Origin of the sequence: Vibrio sp. NC2, from assembly GCF_025195005.1 — a bacterium.
Classification (GTDB): Bacteria; Pseudomonadota; Gammaproteobacteria; order Enterobacterales; family Vibrionaceae; genus Vibrio; species Vibrio splendidus.
The window spans coordinates 1-25,152 of record NZ_JANVFC010000007.1 but is presented as its reverse complement, the minus strand read 5'-3'; the positions used below and the strand labels follow the sequence as shown (position 1 = coordinate 25,152).

22 protein-coding genes and 1 tRNA gene are annotated in these 25,152 nt (G+C 43.8%); 16 read left to right on the top strand and 7 right to left on the bottom strand.

What is annotated here, in order from left to right; translation table 11 throughout:
- Window positions 1-69: 69 nt before the first annotated feature.
- A complete protein-coding gene (locus NX845_RS11355; RefSeq protein WP_260256830.1) occupies window positions 70-1,854 on the bottom strand; it encodes an SgrR family transcriptional regulator in 1,785 nt (594 codons plus the stop codon).
- A gap of 603 nt (window positions 1,855-2,457) precedes the next feature.
- Here NX845_RS11355 and rimK point away from each other — a divergent pair.
- Window positions 2,458-3,363, top strand: coding sequence for a 30S ribosomal protein S6--L-glutamate ligase (rimK, locus tag NX845_RS11350; protein WP_010428457.1), 906 nt, complete (start codon window positions 2,458-2,460; stop codon window positions 3,361-3,363).
- A gap of 32 nt (window positions 3,364-3,395) precedes the next feature.
- Window positions 3,396-3,824: a RimK/LysX family protein gene (locus NX845_RS11345; RefSeq protein WP_004733090.1), complete on the top strand. Its 429-nt coding sequence runs from the start codon at window positions 3,396-3,398 to the stop codon at window positions 3,822-3,824.
- A 75-nt stretch (window positions 3,825-3,899) separates the two neighbouring features.
- On the opposite strand, the gene NX845_RS11340 is transcribed toward NX845_RS11345, so the two are convergent.
- Window positions 3,900-4,688: an MBL fold metallo-hydrolase gene (locus tag NX845_RS11340; protein ID WP_260256829.1), complete on the bottom strand. Its 789-nt coding sequence runs from the start codon at window positions 4,686-4,688 to the stop codon at window positions 3,900-3,902.
- 354 nt (window positions 4,689-5,042) lie between these two features.
- Here NX845_RS11340 and NX845_RS11335 point away from each other — a divergent pair, with 354 nt between their 5' ends.
- The 8 genes from NX845_RS11335 to NX845_RS11300 all read left to right on the top strand — a co-directional run bounded on the left by NX845_RS11335 (window position 5,043) and on the right by NX845_RS11300 (window position 13,411).
- Window positions 5,043-6,074, top strand: a complete 1,032-nt coding sequence (locus NX845_RS11335; RefSeq protein ID WP_065681622.1) for an L-dopachrome tautomerase-related protein — start codon at window positions 5,043-5,045, stop codon at window positions 6,072-6,074.
- 170 nt (window positions 6,075-6,244) lie between these two features.
- Entirely contained in the window at window positions 6,245-6,847 is a 603-nt protein-coding gene (locus NX845_RS11330) for a 2OG-Fe(II) oxygenase (protein WP_102502702.1), read from the top strand.
- Between the two features lie 287 nt (window positions 6,848-7,134).
- Window positions 7,135-8,427 (top strand): extracellular solute-binding protein, encoded by a 1,293-nt coding sequence (locus NX845_RS11325; RefSeq protein ID WP_260256828.1) that lies wholly within the window; start codon window positions 7,135-7,137, stop codon window positions 8,425-8,427.
- Window positions 8,428-8,675: 248 nt separating this feature from the next.
- Window positions 8,676-9,557, top strand: a complete 882-nt coding sequence (locus NX845_RS11320; RefSeq protein WP_004733080.1) for an ABC transporter permease subunit — start codon at window positions 8,676-8,678, stop codon at window positions 9,555-9,557.
- Between the two features lie 38 nt (window positions 9,558-9,595).
- Window positions 9,596-10,438, top strand: a complete 843-nt coding sequence (gene ugpE, locus NX845_RS11315; protein ID WP_012601047.1) for a sn-glycerol-3-phosphate ABC transporter permease UgpE — start codon at window positions 9,596-9,598, stop codon at window positions 10,436-10,438.
- Window positions 10,428-11,738 (top strand): sn-glycerol-3-phosphate import ATP-binding protein UgpC, encoded by a 1,311-nt coding sequence (locus tag NX845_RS11310; protein WP_260256827.1) that lies wholly within the window; start codon window positions 10,428-10,430, stop codon window positions 11,736-11,738. Before ugpE ends, NX845_RS11310 begins: the two co-directional genes overlap by 11 nt.
- 56 nt (window positions 11,739-11,794) lie before the next feature.
- Window positions 11,795-12,514, top strand: a complete 720-nt coding sequence (locus tag NX845_RS11305) for a glycerophosphodiester phosphodiesterase family protein (protein WP_102501443.1) — start codon at window positions 11,795-11,797, stop codon at window positions 12,512-12,514.
- Window positions 12,515-12,673: 159 nt separating this feature from the next.
- Window positions 12,674-13,411, top strand: a complete 738-nt coding sequence (locus NX845_RS11300) for a sulfite exporter TauE/SafE family protein (protein ID WP_102501444.1) — start codon at window positions 12,674-12,676, stop codon at window positions 13,409-13,411.
- A gap of 78 nt (window positions 13,412-13,489) precedes the next feature.
- Here NX845_RS11300 and NX845_RS11295 read toward each other — a convergent pair whose 3' ends face one another.
- Together NX845_RS11295 and NX845_RS11290 are read right to left on the bottom strand one after the other, a co-directional pair.
- Window positions 13,490-14,269: a murein L,D-transpeptidase family protein gene (locus NX845_RS11295; protein WP_260256825.1), complete on the bottom strand. Its 780-nt coding sequence runs from the start codon at window positions 14,267-14,269 to the stop codon at window positions 13,490-13,492.
- Between the two features lie 2 nt (window positions 14,270-14,271).
- Window positions 14,272-14,754 (bottom strand): GNAT family N-acetyltransferase, encoded by a 483-nt coding sequence (locus tag NX845_RS11290; RefSeq protein WP_260256823.1) that lies wholly within the window; start codon window positions 14,752-14,754, stop codon window positions 14,272-14,274.
- A gap of 209 nt (window positions 14,755-14,963) precedes the next feature.
- Here NX845_RS11290 and NX845_RS11285 point away from each other — a divergent pair, with 209 nt between their 5' ends.
- The 3 genes from NX845_RS11285 to grxB all read left to right on the top strand — a co-directional run bounded on the left by NX845_RS11285 (window position 14,964) and on the right by grxB (window position 17,250).
- Window positions 14,964-15,944, top strand: coding sequence for a Gfo/Idh/MocA family protein (locus NX845_RS11285; RefSeq protein ID WP_102491071.1), 981 nt, complete (start codon window positions 14,964-14,966; stop codon window positions 15,942-15,944).
- 164 nt (window positions 15,945-16,108) lie between these two features.
- A complete protein-coding gene (locus NX845_RS11280; protein ID WP_004733064.1) occupies window positions 16,109-16,267 on the top strand; it encodes a hypothetical protein in 159 nt (52 codons plus the stop codon).
- A 350-nt stretch (window positions 16,268-16,617) separates the two neighbouring features.
- Window positions 16,618-17,250, top strand: a complete 633-nt coding sequence (grxB, locus tag NX845_RS11275) for a glutaredoxin 2 (RefSeq protein WP_076647212.1) — start codon at window positions 16,618-16,620, stop codon at window positions 17,248-17,250.
- 104 nt (window positions 17,251-17,354) lie between these two features.
- Here grxB and NX845_RS11270 read toward each other — a convergent pair whose 3' ends face one another.
- Window positions 17,355-18,188, bottom strand: a complete 834-nt coding sequence (locus tag NX845_RS11270) for a pyruvate, water dikinase regulatory protein (RefSeq protein WP_017069200.1) — start codon at window positions 18,186-18,188, stop codon at window positions 17,355-17,357.
- 178 nt (window positions 18,189-18,366) lie between these two features.
- Between NX845_RS11270 and ppsA the strand changes: the two genes are divergently transcribed.
- On the top strand, window positions 18,367-20,739 hold the full coding sequence (ppsA, locus tag NX845_RS11265; RefSeq protein WP_017108297.1) for a phosphoenolpyruvate synthase: 2,373 nt from the start codon (window positions 18,367-18,369) through the stop codon (window positions 20,737-20,739).
- A gap of 211 nt (window positions 20,740-20,950) precedes the next feature.
- Window positions 20,951-22,285, top strand: coding sequence for an MATE family efflux transporter (locus NX845_RS11260; RefSeq protein ID WP_260256822.1), 1,335 nt, complete (start codon window positions 20,951-20,953; stop codon window positions 22,283-22,285).
- A 102-nt stretch (window positions 22,286-22,387) separates the two neighbouring features.
- Here NX845_RS11260 and NX845_RS11255 read toward each other — a convergent pair whose 3' ends face one another.
- Complete coding sequence (locus NX845_RS11255) at window positions 22,388-23,059, bottom strand: glycerophosphodiester phosphodiesterase family protein (RefSeq protein WP_260256821.1); 672 nt, start codon at window positions 23,057-23,059, stop codon at window positions 22,388-22,390.
- Window positions 23,060-24,317: 1,258 nt separating this feature from the next.
- On the opposite strand from NX845_RS11255, the gene NX845_RS11250 reads away from it, so the two are divergent.
- Window positions 24,318-24,674 carry a sulfatase-like hydrolase/transferase gene (locus NX845_RS11250; protein WP_260256850.1) on the top strand — a complete coding sequence of 119 codons (357 nt, stop codon included), beginning with the start codon at window positions 24,318-24,320 and terminating at the stop codon, window positions 24,672-24,674.
- Between the two features lie 291 nt (window positions 24,675-24,965).
- On the opposite strand, the gene NX845_RS11245 is transcribed toward NX845_RS11250, so the two are convergent.
- A tRNA-Ser gene (locus NX845_RS11245) sits at window positions 24,966-25,056 on the bottom strand.
- Window positions 25,057-25,152 lie beyond the last annotated feature (96 nt).

Here is a 25,152-nt window from a genome sequence, read left to right as displayed (position 1 = left end):
AAGTCGATTTTGGAAAAACCGACTTTGAAAACGAGCTAACTCAGTTATTTAGTTAGTAAGAAAGAAAGGTTAATCAGCAGACCATACATTCTTGAAGTCTGGCCATCCCCAGTTTGTGATGGCGACGTTTTTCAAAATGCCTTGGAAACGAACTGTTTGTAGGTGATGGAACATAGGCACTAGCCAATAATCAGAAATCAACGTGGATGCAACGGGCTCCAACTCTGCCAAGTAATTAGGCAGTTCAACGGATGCTTTATGACTATCCAAGCGCTGCTTGAGCCAATCACTGTTCACCTCTCCCAAAGCAGAGTGCAAAACAGGATCATTCATCATCCACGAAAACAGCGAAGACGGGGCATTATCATCGAGATTCAGGTTACACAACACCAGATCCTCCTTTAACTCACCACTCTGAGAGAGCTGCGCCAATTCTCGAAAACTGTAGGTGTTCACCTCAACTTCCACACCATATCGTTTCAATATGTCTGAAACGCAGATGGCACATCGGTACAACGCATAATAGTCGTAAACTGCAATACTCATCTTTTTCGGCAGTTGTGCTTCTTTCGAAGGCGTTCGATACAATTTCTTCCAACTTGGCAGTATGTTTTGAGCTAAAGAGACACTGAACAAACCCTTGTTTTTTTCCAGCTGAGATAAAATAGCTTGTGGGTTGGTCAGTTCTGAAAGGTATTTTCGCTGCTCATTATTAAGCGGAGTTGCCGCTGAATTCTGATTGAACAGGATAAACAAGCACCCATCTTCGACTCGGCTACGAAGGCCGTCTGTGTCTGCTGAAACAAGCTCCGTATCGCTTTTCCCTAGCTGATGGAAACAAGAAGAATCTTCATAAGGTGACACCTGCATTTGGCTGTCATCGAAACGAGCACTGCCCGTCATTGACTCCTCAAACTGCCAGATGGTCACTTCATCAGTCAAAGAACGACAACCATAATAGAGCTCAAATGCCGCGAGCTTGATCCGTTCATTATTGGTCTCAACCACTTTAAATGGACCGGTACCAATAACTGCATGTGACACCGAGTTTAATGGAGACGGTTCATGGGTGACTCGCGCTGCGGGTTGAATCGAATACTTAACGCCAGCCAATAAGCCCGCGAAGCCAGTGTCTGCTTTGGTCAATTGGAAGCTGATCCTTAACGGCTGTTCACTGTAAACCGAAGCAACATGGGCTAGCTCTGTCTGATAGAAAGGTAAGGTTTGTAAGGCTGAGAACAATGAAACGAGTTGCTTGGCGTCGACGGGTTGCTCATCGTGAAAGGTTAGGCCGGGGCGCAAATAGAAAGTCCAAACCAATTTTTCAGCATCATATTCCCAATGGTGTGCCAGTTCAGGCTTCAACTCGCCCTTACCATTACAAGTGACTAAGCAACTGAACACTTGCCTGATCAAAAAGCGTTCGCTACTGCGGTGAATATGATGTGGGAACAGGTCTTCAAACTTACGCTTATAGGTCAATTGAACGTGAAGCAATCCTTCACGCATCGTCGCGCCAGAGGTTTCTTGAAGGAGAGAACCAAATACAGCGCGGTCATTGTCTAAAAGTGAGAGCGCTTTTTCGTACTTACCCTGCTCTATCAGTTTACCGGCAACGTGTTGAGTCAGCTGTTGATTACTAAAGAGCAAAGTCAAATTTGAACGCTGATTCCTACCGACTTTTGGCTCCCAAATTACCCATTCAGCCTGATGCATCTTGCCTAACAACGTTCGTGCATGGCGTAAACTGGTGAACAGCTTATCTGCGACCTCAGTTAAGGTAACCGAATGTGAGAGGTTAGGCTCAAACGAATCTAGCCTTGTGTAGTAACGCATCATGTTTAGATCAGACAAATAATGAACCTTTTTAGAAACAACCCTTCCTGATTAAGCCCATTATAAAACACATCAGTCAAAAAGTAGCGATAAAAGACAAAAACAGGAACAACTTAGTAAAAACCCATCTGTTTATTACTTCCTATTAAGTAACCATAATTAATGGGTCAACAAGGAACTTTGAGCTCCCACCAAAGCCTAATACAAGAGAAGTAATCATCATGAGAAAATACTATCTTAATAAGCTAAAAAGCACCTGTAGCAAGCTCGAAAGAGAAGCACTACGAACACTTATAGAGCTATGTAACTGGCGTTATTAGTACACTTTTAAGCACCGAGTTAACGCGAGTTGAGTACAACCTAATAGGCTCCTACCCCCAATATGAGTTAGGTCTCAACTCGCTTTTCCATTCCAAACTCCCTCTCAACCTAGTTGTACCAATCGCTCACACATTCGATAAATTTCCGTTGTCGACTCGACAAATTTAATTCGTTTTCTTAGTTAAACGAAAAGCCTTAAGGTTCGCCCCGAAGCAAGCAAAGAGCCTCAGAAAAACTGAAAGCTCAGCTAACAACTCATTTATTTGCAGTTACCAATCAGGTATTAACTAAGGAAACGCCATGCGTATCGCAATTCTTTCTCGCAACGAAAACCTATACTCTACTTCTCGCTTAAAAGCGGCTGGAGAAGCTCGTGGTCACCAGGTCGATGTTATCGACACGCTGCACTGTGATATAGATATCGCGAGTAACAATCCGAAGATTCGCTACATGGGTGAAGAGCTACCTCAATACGATGCTGTTATTCCACGTATTGGCGCTTCCATTACCTTTTACGGCACTGCGGTTGTTCGCCAATTCGAAATGATGGGCACTTTTTGTATCAATGAGTCAGTAGCAATCAGTCGTTCTCGCGACAAACTGCGCTCACTACAGCTGTTGTCTCGTAAAGGTATTGGCTTACCAAAGACTGGTTTCGCTAGCCGCCCAGACAAGATTCAAGACTTGATCAAAAACGTAGGTGGCGCGCCACTGGTTATCAAGCTTCTTGAAGGTACTCAAGGTATCGGCGTGGTTCTAGCAGAAACAAACAAAGCAGCTGAAAGCGTTATCGAAGCATTCATGGGCCTAAAAGCGAACATCTTGGTTCAAGAGTTCATTGAAGAAGCTAATGGCGCAGACATTCGTTGTTTTGTTGTGGGTAACAAGGTTATTGCAGCAATGAAACGCCAAGCTGGTGAGGGTGAATTCCGCTCTAACCTGCACCGTGGCGGTACAGCTCAATTGGTTAAACTAACCAAAGAAGAGCGTGCTACAGCGATCAATGCAGCTAAAATCATGGGGTTAAACCTATGTGGTGTCGATATTCTACAATCTAAGAATGGCCCTGTTGTAATGGAAGTGAACTCTTCTCCAGGCCTAGAAGGTATAGAGAAAGCGACAGGTAAAGATGTAGCAGACATGATTTTCGGATTTATCGAGAAAAATGCAAAACCAAACGCTAACCGTACTCGTGGCAAAGGCTGATTAAACGCCGTTTACTCATGATTGGAAAAAACATGAACAATAAAATGATCATAGGGAATACAGAAGCACTTTGCTTACCAGAGTTAGGGATAACTGGACTACATACGCGTGTTGATACAGGGGCTCAAACCTCTTCTCTACACGTAGACAATCTACTATGTGTAAAAACAGATGGTGAAAACTTCGTTGAGTTCGATCTTCACCCAGACGTTTACCACTTAGAAGAAACAGTGCGCTGCAAGGCGAAGCTGAAAACAAGTAAAAGAATCAAGTCATCGAACGGCGAAGTTGAACACCGTTGTGTGATTGAAACTATGCTAAAAATTGGTGGTCAGGAATGGCCTATCGATATCACACTAAGCAACCGTCAAGATATGACTTATATGATGCTGCTTGGTCGTCAAGGCATGAGTGACAAAGTGATTGTTGACCCGGCGGGCGAATTTCTAATTTCTCACTAATTGAACTGCTCCACAGCTCAAATAGTGAGTCAACAACGCGTATGAATAAAGGCCAGTCTTTGAGACTGGCCTTTATTATTTATGGCGATTTTTTTTATCTTTAAACCCAAACCACCAAACAGATTTAACCAAACCTTTGAGTTTGATTTTAGTTACTCGCCAATGTGTCACTGGCCTTCTTGGTGCACTCATCAACAGGTGTTCAAACGCTTGCTCACTCAAATTCACTTGTCCCCCATGCGCCACCAGCAAGGTGTCGAGCTGCATGTCATAAATACGCGATACAGATGCTCGATACTTATTAGGGTGAAAGATAGGAAACGGCGGAATCAGTTTCTTCTTAACCTCGACCATTAAATCAGCCACATAAGCAACGCTGTGTGATGGGCAATAAACAGAGAGATCACGGTCGGTATGGCCCGGGGTTTCTAGAACCAACCAATCATCGAACCCCGGAATGCTATCCCCATCTGAAAGCTTGTAATCAGGCTTTAACTTTCTTGAATACCATAGATTTGCTTTAGGCCTACCCAATCGATTCGCCATCCACCGTGCTAATGCCAAATCGGTCAAATGCATCAATATGCCATCGATGCCGTGGTACCAATCCTTATCTCGATTTGCTGCAACCAAATTACAATTCGTGAGCTTTCTGAGTTTGTGCGCTGCCCCTGCGTGATCTGGATGCATGTGCGTCACAACCACTGTGTGTAGGTCGCTAAATTCACGGCCAAGATCATCTTCAATGAAAACTTTAAGATGGGGAATATCAGCTCGGCACGCACCATCAAGTAACAACAACCTGTCAGGGTACTCTACGAGATACATGTCTTGGATATAGCCTTTGATGGTATGGAGTTGCAAAACCGTATTCCTATTCGTTATTCCTGCCGTTCAGAACAAATTAACAGTTCAGCAACAAGTGGTCTAACCAGAATATAGCAAAGATCAACGAAATGTGGTTTTGTGAGTTCAAAATTACTGACACTGATAACAAAAAGATGAACCTGTTACTCGAAAAAGGTAATCACAATATTACAACCCCTTCATCATTATGATTTTTAAGAACTAAATTCAATTTAACTGATTATCAATACGCACTGATATGAATAGGTTAAAGCTAATTATCAAATTTATTTTGAAAGTGTGACAAATACAAGGCTGTTGATGATTGTTAACCCATTGGTAACATTTGCGTAAATTATCAAGGGAAAGAAAATGAAAAAAACAATAATCTACACCGTACTAGCGAGCGCAATTTTGTCTACTTATGCACATGCAGAGACAAAGATCACTCCAAAACAAGCTACCGTGGTCGCGACCATGACTGAACGCCCAGGTAACCCTTCGGTTACACCAGATGGGCGTTTATTATTAAGCGTTCACCCGCTCGATCATCCAACGACTAAAGTCATCGAGTTAAGCGTGGCTGGAAATCAAACGCCATATCCGACGATGAAATATGCACAAGGTGAAAACTCTCAATTTAAGGCTGTCATTGCCATTCGTACCGATGATAGCGGAGTCGCGTGGATTCTCGATCTGGCAACTCATACCATAACGGGCTGGGATACTCGCAATGAAGCATTAGTAAAAACGATAAAAATACCCGCCTCTGTTCTAAAACCGACAAGCTTCCTACAAGACTTTGCTCTAGACCAAAAAAGACAACGTATTATCATTGCTGATATGACCCAGAACGATCTAAAAAGTGAAGCCATTCCAGCCTTTGTAACGGTTGACCTAAAGACGGGAGAAGCGGTTCGAGTGGCAGAAAACCACCCATCTATGAAGGCCGACAGTAAAACTGGTTTTGCGTTAAACCCAATCACGATCGATCCATCTTACGAATGGGTCTATTTCGGAGCTGTCAACGGACGCACTATTTATCGAGTGAAAGCGAGTGAGTTCGATAACGATGGAAAGACTGTCGCAGACAATATTAAAAGATACGCAGACAAACCTTATTCAGATGGTATTACTGTAGACAGTGCTCAGAACGTTTATGTTACGGATATTGAGAACAATGCAATTGGTGTGTCCACACCAAAAGGGTACCGAATTATTGCGACGCTGTCAGAGAACCAAACTTGGCCTGATGGCATGTCATTTGGTCCTGATGGCTATGTTTATGTAACTGTCAATCAGCTGAACCGAACCGCAGCTTTAAATAACGGCAAAGATACTGGCATCAGACCATTCGAAGTCGTAAAAATCAAAGCACTGGCGACAGGAACGACCGGCCGATAATCAAACGAAAGTGAGCCTTTTATACTGGCTCACTTTCCTTTCTGAAGAGCCCCTTCCCTATTTCTACGAGTAAACGAAAGACATTTATCGTAACGACAAAACATGTGATTTGGTGACCTCAGTTATTCGGACTATATATGCGCCTCTAATTTATTGTCTGAGTGCTATACATGAACCAATTGATCGATGCTCTTTCTACCCAAGGTTACTTTGTTTGGGATGACTTCTTAACTCACAAAGAAGTGGTGGCATTGAGGGATTGCATTCCAGAGAACTGGAAAAAGGCTAGGATCGGCCGTAACGATGACGTAGCACGAGAAGCAGCGATTCGTAGTGACAAAATTCAGTGGGTACGCCGTGATATGGGCGAACCAGCATCTCTGTTCCTAAACAAAATGGAACAAATTCGTTTAGAGGCAAACCAAGCTTTCTTTTTAGGTCTGTTCGAATACGAAGCGCACTTTGCAAAATATGAAAAAGGTGACTTTTACCAGAAGCACTTAGACTGCTTCAAAGGCAACGAAAACCGCCGCCTGACCACAGTGTTCTACATGAATGACGAATGGTCTGAGGAAGACGCAGGGGAGCTTGTGGTTTACGATTTAAAAGACAATCACATCGCGACCATTCCACCAAAGGGTGGTCGACTGTTGGTATTCTTGTCTGAACAGTTCCCACACGAGGTTCTGCCAACCAACACAGAGCGATTCAGTATCGCTGGTTGGTTCCGAATTAACGGCGTGAAAGACAACCAATTGGACATCGCACACTAAGACTTTATCCACATCGAACCTTCTTCTAAGCCTCTCCATCGAGAGGCTTTTTTATTGAACAACAGTTGTTCAATAAAACGTCTTAAAAACCGAACATGTTCAACATCAAAACCATCAATAACTTTACTCTTAAATAAAATCGAAACGAATCTTTCATATCACTGAAACGGTTTAGCCACGTAAGTGAAATATGGCCTGTTCAAGATAGCTTCAAACGACACCCCTACCGTCTCGTTAATACTCTAATTCAATACCTCTACATCGATTTCATCCAAAAGGAAAAGAAGATGAATAAGCTAATTTTGGCAGGTGTTCTTTCCGCAACAGCGGCAATGCCAGCGTTCGCAACGACTCAAGTCACTTGGTGGCACGCAATGGGCGGCCAACTTGGAGAAACCGTCAATAAAATTGCGACTGACTTTAATGCGTCACAAGATGATTACAAGATCACGCCAATCTATAAAGGTTCATACACAGAGACCTTAACAGCGGGTATCGCAGCATATCGAGCAGGCGAAGCTCCTAACATTCTACAAGTATTCGATGCCGGTGCTGCAACCATCATGAACGCTAAAGGCGTCGCCAAACCCGTACAAGATATTCTGGTTGAGTCTGGCTACAACTTTAATTCGAATGATTACCTGGCGGGCGTTCGTAACTTCTATGCAGACAGCCAAGGCAAGATGATTGGTATGCCTTTCAACAGTTCGACCCCAGTTCTTTACTACAACAAAGACCTTCTTGCGGAAGTAGGTGCCGACGCGCCTAAGACTTATGAAGAGTTAGAAGTGGTGGCCAAGAAGTTGAAAGCAGACGGACACATCGCGTTTTCTCAATCTCTAACGCCATGGATCATGTTCGAGAACTTCAAGTCTCGCCATAACCTGCCAGTGTCTGACCAGAACAACGGCTACGACGGCCTATCCACTAAAATCATGTTCAACACCAAAGACATGATGATGCACGTTAGCAAGATGAAAGAGTGGTCAGATCTAGGTTACTACAAGTATTACGGCAGCGATTGGGATGCGAACCAAACGCCTTTCGAGCGCCAAGAAGTAGCAATGTGGATGGGCTCTTCAGGTTCATTCGGTGGTTTACGTAACCGTGTACCTTTCGAGTTAGGCACAACTTACCTTCCATACTGGAAATCAGTTAACCCAGATGCTGGTTTAACCTTCATTGGTGGTGCCGCTCTGTTTGCACTCAATGGCCATGACCAGAAACAGGACAAAGGGGTTGCAGCATTCTTTGACTACCTGACTAAGCCTGAAACTCAAGTGTACTGGCACAAAACAACAGGCTATGTACCTGTAACAACGGCTGCCTATGAACTAGCGAAAGAGTCTGGTTACTACAAAGAACAACCAGACGCAGAAGTGGGTGTTAAGCAGCTAAGCCTCAAATCGGGCGAATGGACTAAGGGCTACCGCTTAGGTTATTACCCGCAAATCCGTGAAGTGATGCACCGTGAGTTCGATAACATCTTCGCAGGCCGCTCTAGTGTCGAGAACAGCCTAAACAAGGTCGAAGATGAGAGCAGCAAACTACTGAAACGCTTCGCTCGAACGATGAACTAATTCTGCTTTTTAGCTAAAGCAGATAACTGAACTGAAGGCTTAACACACCAAAAGCCGTTCATTGCTCCTCACCACTTGTCATTGCCTCGAACGAAGAGCGCAATGGCAAGGCGTGAGGAGGTTCTTCATTAGCGCCATTTCTTGCTCCAACAACGATAACTCAACTGGATGCATGCCTTGATATCGCGCTAGTGATAACGGTCACTAATCTAATAGTGGCCACTGTAACTATTTTTAGGGATTACCCTGTGGAACGACGTCAGCAATTCTTTCACTCTCCGCTGCCTTACCTATTTTTGGCGCCTCAGATCCTCATCATTGCCGTTTTCTTTATCTACCCAGCAGCAAAGGCGGTTTACCTTTCATTTATGCTGGAAGACCCTTGGGGCACCTCATCTATATTCGTCTGGTTTGAGAATTACCAAATGCTATTCGAATCGAGCGAGTACCTGAACTCGATTGGCTTTACTTTGATGTTCGCGATTGTGGTCTCTTTCTTATCACTTGCCTTGGCTCTGCTGCTTGCCGTGAAAGCCGACAACATCATTCACGGACAAGGCGTATACAAAGTCACACTCACTTGGGTTTATGCGGTTGCACCCGCGATAGCAGGCGTTATCGGCGCTTTCTTGTTTAACCCGCACATTGGTGTATTTACCGAGTTATTTGCCGTTGTGGGTTGGGACTTCAGCTTCCAAACCGATCCTGTTGATGCCACGTTTGCGCTGATTTTGGTTTCCGTGTGGAAACAGGTTTCGGTGAATTTCATCTACTTTCTGGCTGGGCTTCAATCGATCTCTTACGCCGTAAAAGAAGCAGCGATGCTGGATTGTATCAGTGACTCGAAACGTTTCTGGACCATCACTTTCCCACTACTCGCCCCTACTGGCTTCTTTCTGTTGGTCATCAACCTCACCTACTCCTTCTTTGAAACCTTTGGCGTAATCGACACCATGACCAATGGCGGCCCGGGTGGCGGTACAACTTCGTTAGTCTACAAAGTGTATCGAGATGGTTTTGTTGGCGCAGATTTAGGCGGCAGCTCCGCACAATCTGTTGTGCTGTTATTGCTGGTCCTCTCTCTTACATTTATCCAGTTTCGCGTTGTAGAAAAGCGTGTCCATTACTAGCCCATCCCCGCTAGGATTTAACGCGACAGGAGTTATTTATGAAAAGTAATAAGGTCTCTGACCACCTAATTTTAATTGCTGGGATGCTATTTATGTTGGTCCCTATCTGGCTAATCTTTGCCAGTTCAACCCACAATCCAAACACCATTGTCAGCGAAGGTCTGCAATGGCTACCGGGCGATAACTTTACTGCTATTTATAGCGAAGCTTGGAACAAAAGTATGGGCTTCAGTGGCGAAGTCACCGCCAGTAAAATGATCGCCAACTCAATGATCATGGGGCTAGGTTTTGCGATCGGTAAGATCATCATTTCGATGATGGCGGCGTATGCTTTGGTCTACTTTCGACTGCCTTATGCTACAGCTTGGTTCTGGTTGATATTCGTGACGCTGCTACTGCCATTAGAGGTTCGTATTATCCCTTCCTATGAAGTTGTCGCTGGGCTTGGGCTTCTTAATAGCTACACAGGATTGATTCTACCTTTGATCGCATCAGCCACCGCGACGTTCTTTTTTAGGCAATTCTTCAAAACCATCCCCGATGAATTGTTAGAAGCCGCACAGTTAGATAACGCAGGTCCATTTCGATTCTTTGTCGATATCTTGCTGCCTCTATCTAAAACCATGATCGCAGCGATTTTCATCATTATGTTTGTGGTGGGTTGGAACCAATATCTGTGGCCGATCATGATGACGACCGATGAAGGCTACAACACCATCGTGATGGGCATAAAACAAGTACTCAATAATATCAATGAAACCAGTTTACCGCGCTATGACTATGCTTTCGCCATGGTGATTTTAGCCATGTTGCCACCCGTATTAGTGGTGGTTGTATTTCAGCGTTGGTTTGTAAAAGGGCTAGTAGAAAGTGAAAAATAATAACGACACAACTCAAATGAACAATAACCGCATTCAATCACTCGATGAGTACAAGACATCTCACCTGCCTTCTCACCAAGCTATCCACAAAAATACAGAGGACACCCCGATGCCAAACCTAAAGCAGACGCTAGCGCACAACCAAGCCACTCACGATCGTACGCGTAAAGCTCCCACCATGTTGGGTATCAAAAACTTGGTCAAGACGTATGAAAACGGTCATCAAGCCGTCAAAGGAGTCTCTCTTGATATCAATGAGGGGGAGTTCCTTGTTTTGGTGGGGCCTTCTGGTTGTGGCAAGTCTTCTATTTTGCGTTCCATTGCGGGTTTAGAAAGCATCTCTGGCGGTGAGATACACTTAGGTGGTCGTCGGGTTGATACAGAAAAACCTGCCCTGCGTGATATCGCGATGGTCTTCCAGAATTACGCGCTCTACCCTCACATGACGGTGTATAAGAACCTCGCTTATGGCTTAAAGAACCGAGGTGTCAGTCAGCACCTTATTGAAGATAAAATAGAGAAAGTCGCCAAGACACTAAAAATCGAAGAATACCTAGACCGCAAGCCAGCCAAGCTTTCAGGTGGTCAGCGCCAGCGTGTTGCTATGGGGCGAGCGATCGTTCGCGACCCTCAACTGTTCTTGTTTGATGAGCCTTTGTCTAACCTAGATGCCTCATTGCGCGCTCACATGAGATTAGAAATCAAAAAGCTACAACGCGAACTTGGCGTGACCAGTGTTTACGTCACTCATGATCAAGTCGAAGCCATGACACTGGCTGATAGAATCGTGGTACTCAACAAAGGCCAGATAGAGCAAGTCGGGACGCCAAGAGAGGTCTACCACCAGCCAGCCAGTACCTTTGTGGCAAGCTTCATTGGCAGCCCAGCGATGAATTTCTTACCAGCAACACTCGACGACGGCTACCTTGAGATTGGCGACCAGCAAATGTACTTGCCCGAATACGCCCACGTAAAAAATACAGCCATCACACTTGGTATTCGCCCAGAACACTCTGAGGTTTGTGCCGATTTAGTCATGAACGCGCTGCCGCTTGAATTACGCATCAGCGTGGTTGAGCCTTTAGGGCCAAATCAATTGGTTCATGGCCTTGTGAACGAACAACCCTTTATTGCAGTGACACCCGAAACGACGCTGTGCCAAGCCGTCCCTCTCGGGCTAAGCATCGATAAATCCAACCTGCATATTTTTGACAATCTTGGCAAACGCATTCACCCAAATAACTTCACATCACAGGAGTCACACGAAGATGCGACAAGCTTAACGACGGCTCTAGCTTAATCGAGTACACTGATATTTAATGCGTTTTTACGGTGCGTCTTTAAGAAGGATTAATTATGTCGTCTATCATCGTAGGTCATCGGGGTGTCGCAGGTACTCACCCAGAAAATACCAAAGCAAGCATTGAACAAGCGGCTAAACTCGGCTTGAAATGGATTGAAGTTGATATTCAGCCCACTCAGGATGACCAACTGGTCGTTTGTCACGATCACACGCTTGAGCGCTGCAGCGATGGCAAGGGTCGAGTTGATGAACACACCCTTGCTGAACTGCGTCAGCTCGATTTTGGCCGTTGGAAGTCTGAGCAGTTCGCTGGAGAAAAAATACTGACGTTGGAAGAGTTACTCACACTTGTTGAGCAGCATGATCTTAGCGTCAACCTCGAAATCAAAGTCGACAGCCGACATCAAGCCCCTTATGTCGTTGATTTGCTGCACGACGAGTTGATTCGCTCAAATCTAGACACCGATAAGGTCTTACTTTCGAGCTTCAGTCATAAGGTGGTTGCTGAAATGGCTCGTCATTTACCGAGATATCGAGTGGGCGTAATCACAGAGCAACTGACTCAAAATGATCTTATGCTCATCAATGAGGTCAAAGCGTTCAGCTGTCACATGAACTATGAACACGTTGATCAGAGCGATCTTGACACTCTCAACGAAGCGAACATTCAAGCATGGTGCTACACCGTCAATGATCCGTCTCGCTTCAAATTTCTCTCAAAAGTAGATGCTGTATTTACTGATTTTCCGAATCAATTTAACCCTATAAATTGACCTCGTAAATACCGAAAAAGTACCCCCCGAGAGACTTTAAAATTAACCCTGAAAAACCTGAAAATTAGGTAGCAAACACAAGTGAGTAGGAGTACATTCCGCTACTCACTTGGTTTCACTAGCTCGCCTTATTAGACAGCTTCATTGGTTACTTAATTTATGGATCTCATTTTTAGTCCAACCTTCCCAATTTTGGGTGCAATCTTCATTTTCGCCGCTATTGTTCGTGGCTTCTCAGGTTTTGGTTTCACCTTAGTGGCATTGCCATTAAGTGCGTTATTCATGCCTGTTATCGAACTGGTTCCTGTTTTCATGCTGATCGACCTGTTAGGCAATATCCAATTGCTGCCGAAGGTTAAACATCACGTAAATTGGCGATGGGTTTCAAAGGTATTTATCCCTTGTTTGGCCTTCACGCCCGTCGGCTTGCTGTTGCTCAAATCCGTTAGCCAAGACACGATCATCTTGATCATCAGTGCCTTCATTCTTGCGTCAGCAATCATGATCTACAAAGGGTTCCAATACAAAAGCGAACCTAGATTTGCTCCCTATATTCTAGGAAGCCTTGCGGGGGTAATGAATGGCGCAGCTTCAATGTCAGGCCCTCCGGTTGGCACGCATGCATTGGCAAGTCCTGTCGCACCACACATTGCAAGAGCAGGCCTGATTGCGTTCTTTGTACTAGCTGATTCCAGCGCCTTTGTTACGGCCTCTATCGCAGGGTTAGTCGATCGTGATGTGGTCTGGCTTACTCTAGCACTCTTACCAAGCAGCATGTTTGGCGGCTATGTTGGTTCAAAATTGTTTGAAAGGTTTGGTGGGGCGAAGTTCAAGCCAGTCACGATTGCACTGCTGATCGTGATTGCTATCTTCAGTGCAGGTCGAGTCTTATTGTAACTGGCTCTAGCGCTGATTTCGGCAATTGTTTTTGAGAGTTGTTTTCGAGAATTGTTCAGGGAAATTGGGTACCGATAGCTACCATTCAATATGGATAGGGGTACCCATTTTTACGAGTTGAATGAACTCATCCATATCTTGATTGGTTAACGCAATACAACCATCCGTCCAATCGAAGCTTTGTATAAAACTAGGTGAACGACGCTCACCATTCTTGATTCCGTGAATCTTGATATTGCCCCCAGGATCAACATCATTTTTTTGTGCCCACTGCATATCTGATGATCGCGGGTAGTTGATATGCACCGAGCGGTAGAAGTCTGATTCTTCCATAACATAGTCAAGTTGGTATTGCCCTTCTGGCGTTCGGTTGTCCCCTTCAAAACGCTTATGCCCTTTCGGTTGTTTACCTAGCGCAATACGAAATTCCTGAACCACTTCCTCCCCTTTGAGCAGATACATTCTACGTTTAGATTTGTCGACTTTAACTAAGGTGACCACTTGCAATAACGGGTCTATGCCAGAAGGCGCGTCAGGTAGAGTATAAAACTCTTGAGAGGAACTTTGAGGTTGGCCTAATGAAGAGCTTTGAGAGGGATCTAGTGAAGAGCGTTGAGAAAGCTGGGCGACCTTTTGTTGAGAGTCCCCTTCAAGAGCATCATCCATAACAATGACATGCTTCGAATTCGAGGTGACCGATGACGTAGGTGTGCGATTAGAATGGGAAGGTGCTGACTCGAATACAATGGTTTCGATAGCAGTCGCATCAGACACAATTTTTTCGACGACGAGCTTCTCCGCATAAGCGAGCGAAGTAAAAAAGAGTAAGCACAACGATAAAGGCCAAATCAAACGCACCCTTAAATCTCCTCAAAACGCATGGACATGGTTCGAGATTGAGTTTCCATCCCTAACGACTCATAAAAACCCTGAGCTTGTTGGTTGAACTCCATCACTTCTAACCTAAGCTCGATAGCACCGCTCGCTTGAGCCCACTGATTGAATGACTTCATTAAAGCTCGACCGACACCTTGGCTTTGAACTTGATCGTTAACCACAATCGTATTCACTCTTGCCACCTTATGCGGCTGAATAAAGCTCACCCCTTTGTTCTGTGTCACCTTCCCGGCTAAGAAGCCGAGCACTTGTTGCTCATCAACGGCAACGAAGAAAGCCCCTACAGGATCGATCATCAACCCTAACCAGTACTCTTCACTGTCAGTAAAACCCAACGAAGGTGGCGCAAATACCATTGGGGCACCAAGATGATGTTGACGATTTATCTGCTCTGAGAGCTCTAAGATCGAGCTTATATCAGTGACCTTGGCAGTCCGGATTTGCATATCATTACCTTATTTGAATTCACTAATACCTTAGCAAAAATGACTTCGTTGTGCACCGTTGTACTGGTCAACCCAGACGTTTTGTGAAGGCTGATTATTAATATTAGGCACTATGTTTAGGGAAATTGTTCCGTAAATCTCAGGCACATTGCCAGCCGTTGAGTGCTACTATCTCTGCAGAATCAAGACACTAACTATTGGACACCTATATGATTAAGTTTGCTGTAATTGGAACGAATTGGATTACACAAAAGTTTGTTCAAGCTGCTCACGAATCTCAATCGATGCAACTTGCAGCGGTTTACTCTCGAAATCTAGACAGTGCGGCACAGTTCGCCCAAGAGTTTGACGTTGAAACGACGTATAACTCACTCGACGCATTGGCCAATGACAAAACGGTTGAAGCCGTATACATCGCTTCACCGAATTCACTCCATTGCGAACAGTCCATCTTCATGATGGAGCACGGCAAACATGTCATCTGTGAAAAGCCTGTCGCATCGAATATTGATGAAGCAACCCGAATGTTTGAGGTCGCTCAGAAGAACGGTGTGGTGATGTTTGAGGCGTACAAATCTCAGTTTCTGCCGAACTTTAAGCAAATTCAACTTGGTTTAGAAAAGATTGGCAAGGTACATAAGGCACACATCAACTACTGCCAGTATTCATCGCGCTACCAAAAATACCTAAATGGCGAGAACCCAAACACCTTCAACCCAGCTTTTTCTAACGGCTCATTGGTCGATATTGGCTTCTACTGTGTTGCCGCGACAGTCGCGTTATTTGGCAAACCTGAAAATGCACAGGCTTCTGCAAAGCTGCTTGATTCTGGCGTGGACGCACATGGCTGTGCGATCTTCCAATACCCTGAATTTGATGTGACCCTTGCGCACTCCAAAGTCAGTGATTCATATACGCCAAGTGAGATCCAAGGTGAACTAGGAGCGATCATCATCGATCACATCGCTGAATGTACTGACGTTAAGATCCGCTACCGCGATGGTAGTGTTGAGAGCCTAACCCAAGCGCAAAGCGAAAATTCAATGTGTTACGAGGCGCAAGCCTTTGCTAGTTGCATTGCTGGAGACAACACAACACAAGCGCAAGCCCAACAGCGCGCTTTAACGGTTGCTAAGTTAATTACAGAGATGCGCCAACAAGTTGGTGTCGTTTATCCGGCAGACAAATAACATCGCTGAATGAGTTAACAAACTGATTTTTAAGACATACTGTTTTATGCATAACTAAATTTAATCTTTACGACAAATAACCGGATTAGTTGATTGGGGTGCCATCTGTTTAAATCCGCGTTCGATATCTATCGTATTTATTTAATTTATTGAAGGTGTGTAAAGTGTTTTCAGTTGACGATCGCGTTGTAGCAACAAAAGGTGTTGAGCTTGGTGAAATGGTAGTGACTGGCCTAAGTGCTGGTGGTGGCTACGTTCACGTTACAACGGTAGAAGGCGCAATGACGCTTACTTACCCAGCACAAGACCTTAAAAAAGCATAGTTTAACCACTCTGCTCTTTTAGTAGTCACTCTGCTAAAGGTAACAACATTGAGGCTTTGGCTGACTTCACTCTTCTGCATTAGAGTGAGCCGCCAGAGCCTTTTTTGTGCCCGTTATTTCTCACTAGCCTTCCCATTAGTCTACGCATTGCAGTAAAGCCGAATCCAACAGACAATAGAATTAATGAAAGAGCATTTATACCAAGCACTTATTGTGTGTTGTTGATGCTTGCTGTTTATCAATACTTAGCGTTTATTAGTACTTAGCGTTTATTCACGCTTAATGTTCGTAATACTTTCTGATATATTAGCATTAACTTATATTTATAATATCCTGAACTAAGGGAAGCTATGAAGCTTTACATTTACGACCACTGTCCTTTCTGTGCAAGAGTTGCCTACATCGCTCAATCTTTAGGCTTGAACATCGAACTTGTTTCTGTGGATTATGATGATGCCCAAACCCTTATCGATCTGATCGGTAAGAAGATGGTGCCAGTCCTACAGAAAAACGACGGTTCGATTATGGCTGAAAGCCTAGACATCATTGTTTACTTCATGGATTCGAAATCAAGTGACGAGCAACGCGAGCCATCTGAGCAGGCTGCGCTTTTTCAAAGCCGCGCTTTCCCTCTTACTCAACAGATCGGACGCCCACGTTGGTGGAACCTCGACTTGGCTGAATATCGCTCTGCTGGAGCCAAAGAAGCTTGGCGTGCAAGTAAAGAGACCGAAGGTTTTAACTTTGAAGAGCTCTTAGAAAAGACCCCACAATACGTTCAACTGATTAACCCATTACTGAAAGATGCAGAGCTTCTATTGGATCTAGAGAATGGTGAGTCATCGCTACCTTTAGTTGATCAAGCACTCTATTTCTCAATGCTTCGTGGCTTCTGTGTTGAACCAAGCATCACATGGCCACCAGCACTTGAGCGTTGGTTAGAAAAACAGAGTAAAACGTTAGGCATCAAGCTTCTTCGCTAATTTCCTAATTTGCTAAGTCGTTAGCAACGAGCCTAAACGAAAAATCGAAGCTCCCCGAACCATTATTCGTACGAGCTTCGATTTTTATGACTCAATTGTCTTTTCTACAACAAGCGCCTTCTCAACCCTGTTCGCTCCAAAATTCGCGTTGAAATTTCTTCAACCGATAACGAAGACGTGTTGATGTAAGGTATCGCTTCTCGGCGAAACATCGACTCTACCGTTTGCAACTCATACAAGCATTGCGAATCACTCGCGTATTCACTGCCGGCTAAACGGTTCTCTCGGATTTCAGTCAACCTTTCCGCATCAATGGTTAAACCAAACAGCTTGTGTCGGTAGATCTCAAATTCGGGTAACAGCTTCAAGCGCGCCAAGTCATCATGAATGAACGGATAGTTCGCTACGCGCAAGCCAAACTGCATCGCCATATACAAACTTGTCGGTGTCTTACCGCTTCGAGACACACCCAATAGGATGATATCCGCCTCTTCAAGCCCTTTCAGCGTGATGCCATCATCATGAGCCAACGTGTATTCAATCGCAGCAATACGGTCGAAGTACTTCACTGAATCTTTATTAACACTACGAGAGCGCTGCAGCTTAGGCACCGGGGCCATTTGGGTATCGTCTTGCACTTTCTGCACAATACTCTCTAGCACGTCATAACAATGCGCTGGTGCCTCCAAGAGCTTCTGCTTGATGTCTGGAATCACAATCGAAAAAAAGACTAACGGGTGGTTGCCCGTATCACGATACGAAATTTCGATCTCTTTTAATAAATCAGAAAGTTTGTCCTCACTTTCGACAAACGGGAAGGTTTTTTCATTAGCTTCGAATGGGAATTGACCTAGAACAACATGCCCTAAAGTCTCACATGTTATGGCCGTTCCATCAGAAACATAGAATACATCACGACTTTGGATATCAATTTGCATTTTTTATTTAATGTTTAAAATTATTTTGAGTAGGATGGGAACCATAATATATATAACGAAACCCTGCTGACTATTACGTCCCCCACAGCTTTAGAAAATAATTTACATTTTTTTAAACTGATACGTAATCGTTTGCCTTTAAATCCCTACAATGCTTGCTATGTTTCTGGAGAAATAAATGCAAAATAACACCCTATGGTTCAATGGCCTTTCCATGGAAGATGTCGACAAAGTCGGCGGTAAAAATGCTTCACTTGGCGAGATGGTTTCTAACCTAGCCAACGCTGGCGTATCAGTACCTAATGGTTTTGCTACCACATCTTATGCGTTTAACAACTTTCTTGACTACAAAGGTCTTGATGAGCGCATTCACCAACTCCTTGATGAACTTGATGTTGAAGACGTTGACGCACTGCGTAAGACAGGTGCAACGATTCGACAATGGGTTCTAGACGCACCCTTCCCAGAATCACTAGAGCAAGACATCCGTGATAACTACCGCGAACTGATTGAAGGCAACGAAGAATTGTCTGTTGCGGTTCGTTCATCGGCAACGGCTGAAGACCTTCCAGATGCTTCTTTTGCAGGCCAACAAGAAACCTTCCTTAACGTGAAAGGGATCGATGCGGTTATCGAAGCGACTAAACACGTGTTCGCTTCTCTGTTTAACGACCGTGCTATCTCTTACCGAGTACACCAAGGCTTTGATCACCGTGGCATTTCATTGTCTGCGGGCATCCAGCGTATGGTTCGCTCAGACAAAGCTTCTTCAGGTGTTATGTTCACGCTTGATACTGAGTCAGGCTTCGACCAAGTGGTATTCATCACCTCTTCTTGGGGTCTAGGTGAAATGGTTGTACAAGGCGCTGTAAACCCAGACGAGTTCTACGTTCACAAGCCAATGCTAGAAGCGGGTCACTACCCCGTTGTTAAAAAGACATTTGGTTCTAAGTTGATCAAGATGATCTACTCAACTAACCAAGAGATCGGCAAGCAAGTTGATATCATCGATACCGATACTCAAGAGCGTAACGAGTTCTCACTGAACGATGAAGAGATCAAAGAACTAGCGAAGCAAGCGATGATCATCGAGAAGCACTACCAACGTCCGATGGACATTGAGTGGGCAAAAGACGGCATCGACGGCAAGCTTTACATCGTTCAGGCTCGCCCAGAAACCGTATGTTCTCAAAGCGACCAAAACGTTATCGAGCGTTACGAGCTAAACAACAAGGCTGATGTCTTGGTTGAAGGCCGCGCTATCGGTCAACGTATCGGCTCTGGCCCTGTTCGCTTGGTTGATTCTCTAGACCAAATGTCACTGGTTCAAGAAGGCGACGTACTGGTAACTGACATGACAGACCCAGACTGGGAACCTGTGATGAAGAAAGCCTCTGCGATTGTGACTAACCGTGGTGGCCGTACTTGTCACGCAGCAATCATTGCTCGCGAGCTAGGTATCCCTGCCATTGTTGGTTGTGGTACCGCGACAAGCAGCCTGAATGATGGCGACACCGTAACAGTGTCATGTTCAGAAGGCGAAACAGGCTACGTTTACAACGGCGAACTCGACTTTGAGATCAAACGCTCTGAGGTTGATGAGCTACCAATGCTGCCAACCAAAGTAATGATGAACGTGGGTAACCCAGATCGTGCCTTCGACTTCGCTCAAATCCCGAACGAAGGTGTTGGCCTTGCTCGTCTTGAATTCATCATCAACAAGATGATTGGTATTCACCCTAAAGCTCTGTTGAACTTCGATGAGCAAACGGATGAGATCAAAGCTGAAATCAACCAACGCATTCGTGGCTACAAAGATCCAATCGATTTCTACGTAAGCAAACTAACGGAAGGCATCGCAACTATCGCTTCTGCATTCTGGCCTAAGCGTGTGATCGTGCGTATGTCTGACTTTAAGTCGAACGAGTACAGCAACCTTGTTGGCGGTAAAACATTTGAACCACATGAAGAGAACCCAATGCTGGGTTTTCGTGGTGCATCTCGTTACATCTCTCCAGTATTTGAAGACTGTTTCGAGCTTGAAACTCAAGCGCTAAAACGTGTTCGTAACGAGATGGGACTGAAGAACGTCGAAATCATGATCCCATTCGTGCGCACCCCGAGTGAAGCGGCATCGGTTATCGACATTCTGGCTAAATTTAACCTGCGTCGTGGCGACCAAGGTCTGAAAGTCATCATGATGTGTGAACTACCATCGAATGCGATATTGGCTGATGAGTTCTTGAAGTACTTCGATGGTTTCTCTATCGGTTCAAACGACATGACACAGCTGACACTTGGCCTAGATCGAGATTCAGGCGATGTGGCACACCTCTTCGACGAGCGCAATCCTGCAGTTAAAGCGATGCTGAAAATGGCTATCGATGCAGCGGCGAAAGCGGGTAAGTACGTAGGTATTTGTGGCCAAGGCCCATCTGACCATGACGACCTAGCCGAGTGGTTAATGGAACAAGGCATCAGCTCTGTTTCACTAAACCCAGATACGGTTATCGATACGTGGTTGAAGCTTGGTAACGTTGCGAATAAGTAACGCTTAGCCACTCAAATAGAAACACCGAAAAGTAGAGTCAACAAAGCCAGTCATTGCGACTGGCTTTTTTGTTCGCCGAAAGCCAACAAAGATAACCTGCCTATCATAACAAACATTGGTATCGCGCTGACCTTACGTTATCCTTTACACAATTCTTCATTGAGAGGTTTGTCATCACAACAAGCCTAACTTCAAGACCGATAAGAGTGTTATGAATTCTACTACCGCAACTCCCTCGCCTTCTCTTGGCCGACAACTCTATACAATGACATGGCCAATGCTATTTGGGGTACTTTCCCTAATGAGCTTCCAGCTTGTAGACAGTGCTTTTATTGGCCAACTGGGCGTGCTACCGCTCGCGGTTCAAGGCTTCACACTTCCTATACAGATGATCATCATTGGTATTCAAGTCGGGCTAGGTATCGCGACGACCGCCGTAATCGCTAGAGCCATTGGCACTAATGAAACGCGCTACGCTAAGCAGCTTGGTGGATTAGTGATTGCGATGGGCAGTGTGAGTGTCGCGCTTTTCTCCGTCATCATCTATCTGTTGCGTGGGCCAATTTTACAATTATTGGATGCGCCACCGACGGTATTGCCAATCATTGATTCTTACTGGATCTATTGGCTAGTCAGCTCTTGGACAGGGGCGCTTCTCTACTTCTTCTACAGTGTATGTCGTGCCAACGGTAATACTATGCTGCCCGGTTCAATGATGATCGCGACCAGTATCATCAACTTGATATTGGACCCGATTTTCATCTTTACTCTCGACATGGGCATCAATGGAGCCGCGATTGCGACCATCTTGGCGTTCGGTGCGGGTATCTTTATCGTTGCTCCTAAGGTGACTAAGAAGCATTGGATGACATTCGACTGGCACGATCTCAACATCGGCAAAAGTGTTCGCTCTATTGGAAACATCATGGGGCCTGCGATGATCAGTCAACTACTGCCACCTGTTTCATCAATGTTCGCCACTAAGCTGCTTGCTGGCTATGGTACCGCTGCCGTCGCAGCTTGGGCGCTGGGTTCGCGTTTTGAATTCTTCTCAATAGTTGCCGTGCTAGCACTAACGATGTCGATGCCTCCAATGATTGGCCGCATGTTGGGAGAGAACAACCTCGAAAATATACGCAAGCTCGTTAAGATTGCAGTGATGTTCGTATTGGGTTTCCAGTTACTGATTGCACTGGTGACTTGGTTGTTTTCAGGCGGACTTGCAAACCTAATGACCAGTGAAAGTGAAGTCTCGACCATCTTGAACTACCACTTGCTTATCGTTCCTATTAGCTTAGGGCCTTTGGGGATCTGTATGCTGATGGTTTCTATCTCGAATGCGCTTGGCAAGTCTTATACTGCCTTGACGATATCAGCACTGCGCCTGTTCGCCTTCTTCTTACCTTGCTTGTGGGTTGGCTCTCAGCTTGCGGGTATTGAAGGCCTATTCTGGGGCGCAATGGTAGGTAATGTGCTTGCGGGAACCTGTGCATGGTTTATGTACCAACGAGCACTTGGGCAAGTCGAAGCTAAGCTAGCCAAATAGGCAATTCGAGAGCTCATCAACCAAGCAATCAATCTCCAAAGAACATTTAATGCGACATCAAAGCAGGGCGATTACGCTCTGCTTTTTAGATAACCTGCAATCTTAGAGTTCATCTAATGGAAGAACAAAGTCGACATATAACGCAAAGTTTCCGATTCCAGAAGCTTTAATACCATCCAAGTCTAAATCATTTGTCGAATAAATCATGGCAGAAACCCCCATGTTGCTTAGTTCTATCGCCTTCTGATACTCGCTCCCAAGCGAGCCAAGATTGTCACCCCGATACGTCACAGCCTTAATTTGATTTAAATCAATCCACTCAAGAATAAATGGTGTATTTAGATCTATATTTAATGCGACATTATTAAAACCTAACTCTATTGCTTCATTATATTTATCTGTGTTGAATACTTCGATAATAGATTTATCTTTATCTTTATCTATTATATTCTTTGAAAGAAAAGCAAGATTTTTTATTTTATCCGTAACTAATACCACGCCATTTTCATCTATAATATCAATAGCTGTCGATATATTTAATGTTTTACATTTATCATAAATTATCTTTGATTCAAATTCTTTATAGCTAATAGACCCAGTATTATTAGAATTTGTCATTTCGTGAAAAGACTTCCAATCATGAACAGCAACAATCCTTCCATCCGATGAGATAAGTAGATCTAACTCTATCATCTTGAAACCATGTTCAATTGATTGCTCCATCGCTTCTAACGAGTTTGTATATTTTAATCCATTAATTCCCCCCACCGGCATGTGCGATCAAACCACCAGAATTAACGATAATTTCAGGGATGTTATTATGTTCATTTGGGTATGCCTTTACATTGCCTCTCCATACATCAATGACTACACTCATCGAAGGGCCGATAACAAAAGCTACCCAAAAACATATGAGAACTAGACAAAATATTGATATTAAGACTCTGATTCCTTTAAGTATCATGACATTTTACCTGTTGAGAACTGGGGCTGATGATAATGTGTGGTTTACCTTATCAATATTAAGTTTAAACATGTTATTTATAGCAACTATAATAGAATTTGTCGGTAATAGATTTTTATTTCTTCTTCTCACGGTAATAATGACTTTTGATTTCTACTTAAGATTAAACTCTCTAAGCTTAGACTTAGGTATCTTAGGATCGGTTTTAGAGTCTAATCGAGGTGAAGCACTTGAACATATGAAAATCATTGTCGCTATAAGATATGTAAAGATAATTGTATTTTTCATTCTGGTTTTTTTATCATTTCACATTACCTTAGGAAAGGTTGGTAAGTCATTTTCATTAATTATGTTGATATTATTTTCCAGTATATTGATCACCAAGTTTTATAGCTTACATAATAATAAAAAGACGACATACCTCAATGAATAATACTCAAAAAAATCCATCATGAAGTGTGGTTTAGTTTTTTAGGGTTAATTACAGTTATTAGACCTATTCTTTATATTATTAACTGTCTCTTCTCGAAGGGGGAAAATCAGTAATCTATTCAAAATGGGAGAATGTTCATACAAATAAGGTATTAAAGGATATTTACATCGTAAATATTGGTGAATCTGTGATTAAAAATTACTACCCATCATATAACGAAGAGAATGGAAAGATAAAAGGAGCAGCCATATTTAATGGTGTTATTTCCCCATCCGTTGTTACATACTTCTCAGTCCCTCGAATATTATCAAAGAGCCTAGATGTAAACAGGCATGATAAAAGCTTAAATGTGATAGATCTTGCTAATGATGCTGGGATGAAAACTTATTGGATATCAAATCAAGCTAAGATCGGGCAATACGAGACACAGGTATCCACAATCGCAAGTAGGGCACATTACCAATATTATAAAAATACGTCTTATGATAAAGCTGAAGCCGAAAGTCATTTTCATTCATACTATGGGGTCGCACTATGACTTTTGTAAGAGATTTGATGAGGAGATTTAACTAAAAACCTCAGATAACAAATACCTAGAATGCCATTCAAAATCAGTAGCTTATGGCGTTGCTTTTATAGAAAAGCTTAGAGACCTACTCGCGATGCATGATAAAACATATAGAATCATTTATTTTTCTGACCATGGCCTAATGTCTGTAAATGTTCCACCGTATCTAATTCACGGTACTGGCTCACATTTTTCAAGGCAGGCAGTAGAAGTACCTTTCATAGCAATGAGTAATGACCCACAAGAAACGAAAATACATTCGGTCAAATACAATCTGAGAGACTTTTCAGACACATTTGCGCAATGGGTAGGAATATATTCAGAACAGACAGAGCATCACAAAAGTATCTTCAATACCAAGTACATAGGAAAGGAGTATGACTCAGTGTTAACGAGTGAGTTTAAGGTAAGAAAAATCGACTAAGCGAACAACTGGTACAGAAGGTTCTGAACACCATAAAGTTACTTAGTAAGTAACCTTCTCCACACATCAAATTACCTCTTATTTAGCGCTATGTAGGCTATTATCAGCTCTACTTTGCTTATCCAAGAGCTTCTATTAACCTTGTTAGCAAACAGCCTAATGAGATGATTTAGGAAACTCTGACAGTATCCGCAAGTGAATTAAATGAATGTGTAAATATTTGGCTGATACATAATGATTTGAAGCAGGTAAGAAAAAAGCCCGCTGATTTCTCAGCGGGCTTTTCAATGGTGGTGGAGGGATAGGGATTTGAACCCTAGAACCGCTATTAACGGTTGCCGGTTTTCAAGACCGGTGCTTTCGACCACTCAGCCATCCCTCCAACAAATTGTCACTAAAATCAGTCTTACTTGTACGCTGCTTTTAGTTTTACTTTCAGTTTTTGAAAACTGAAAACATAAAGAAAGCCTGGCGATGT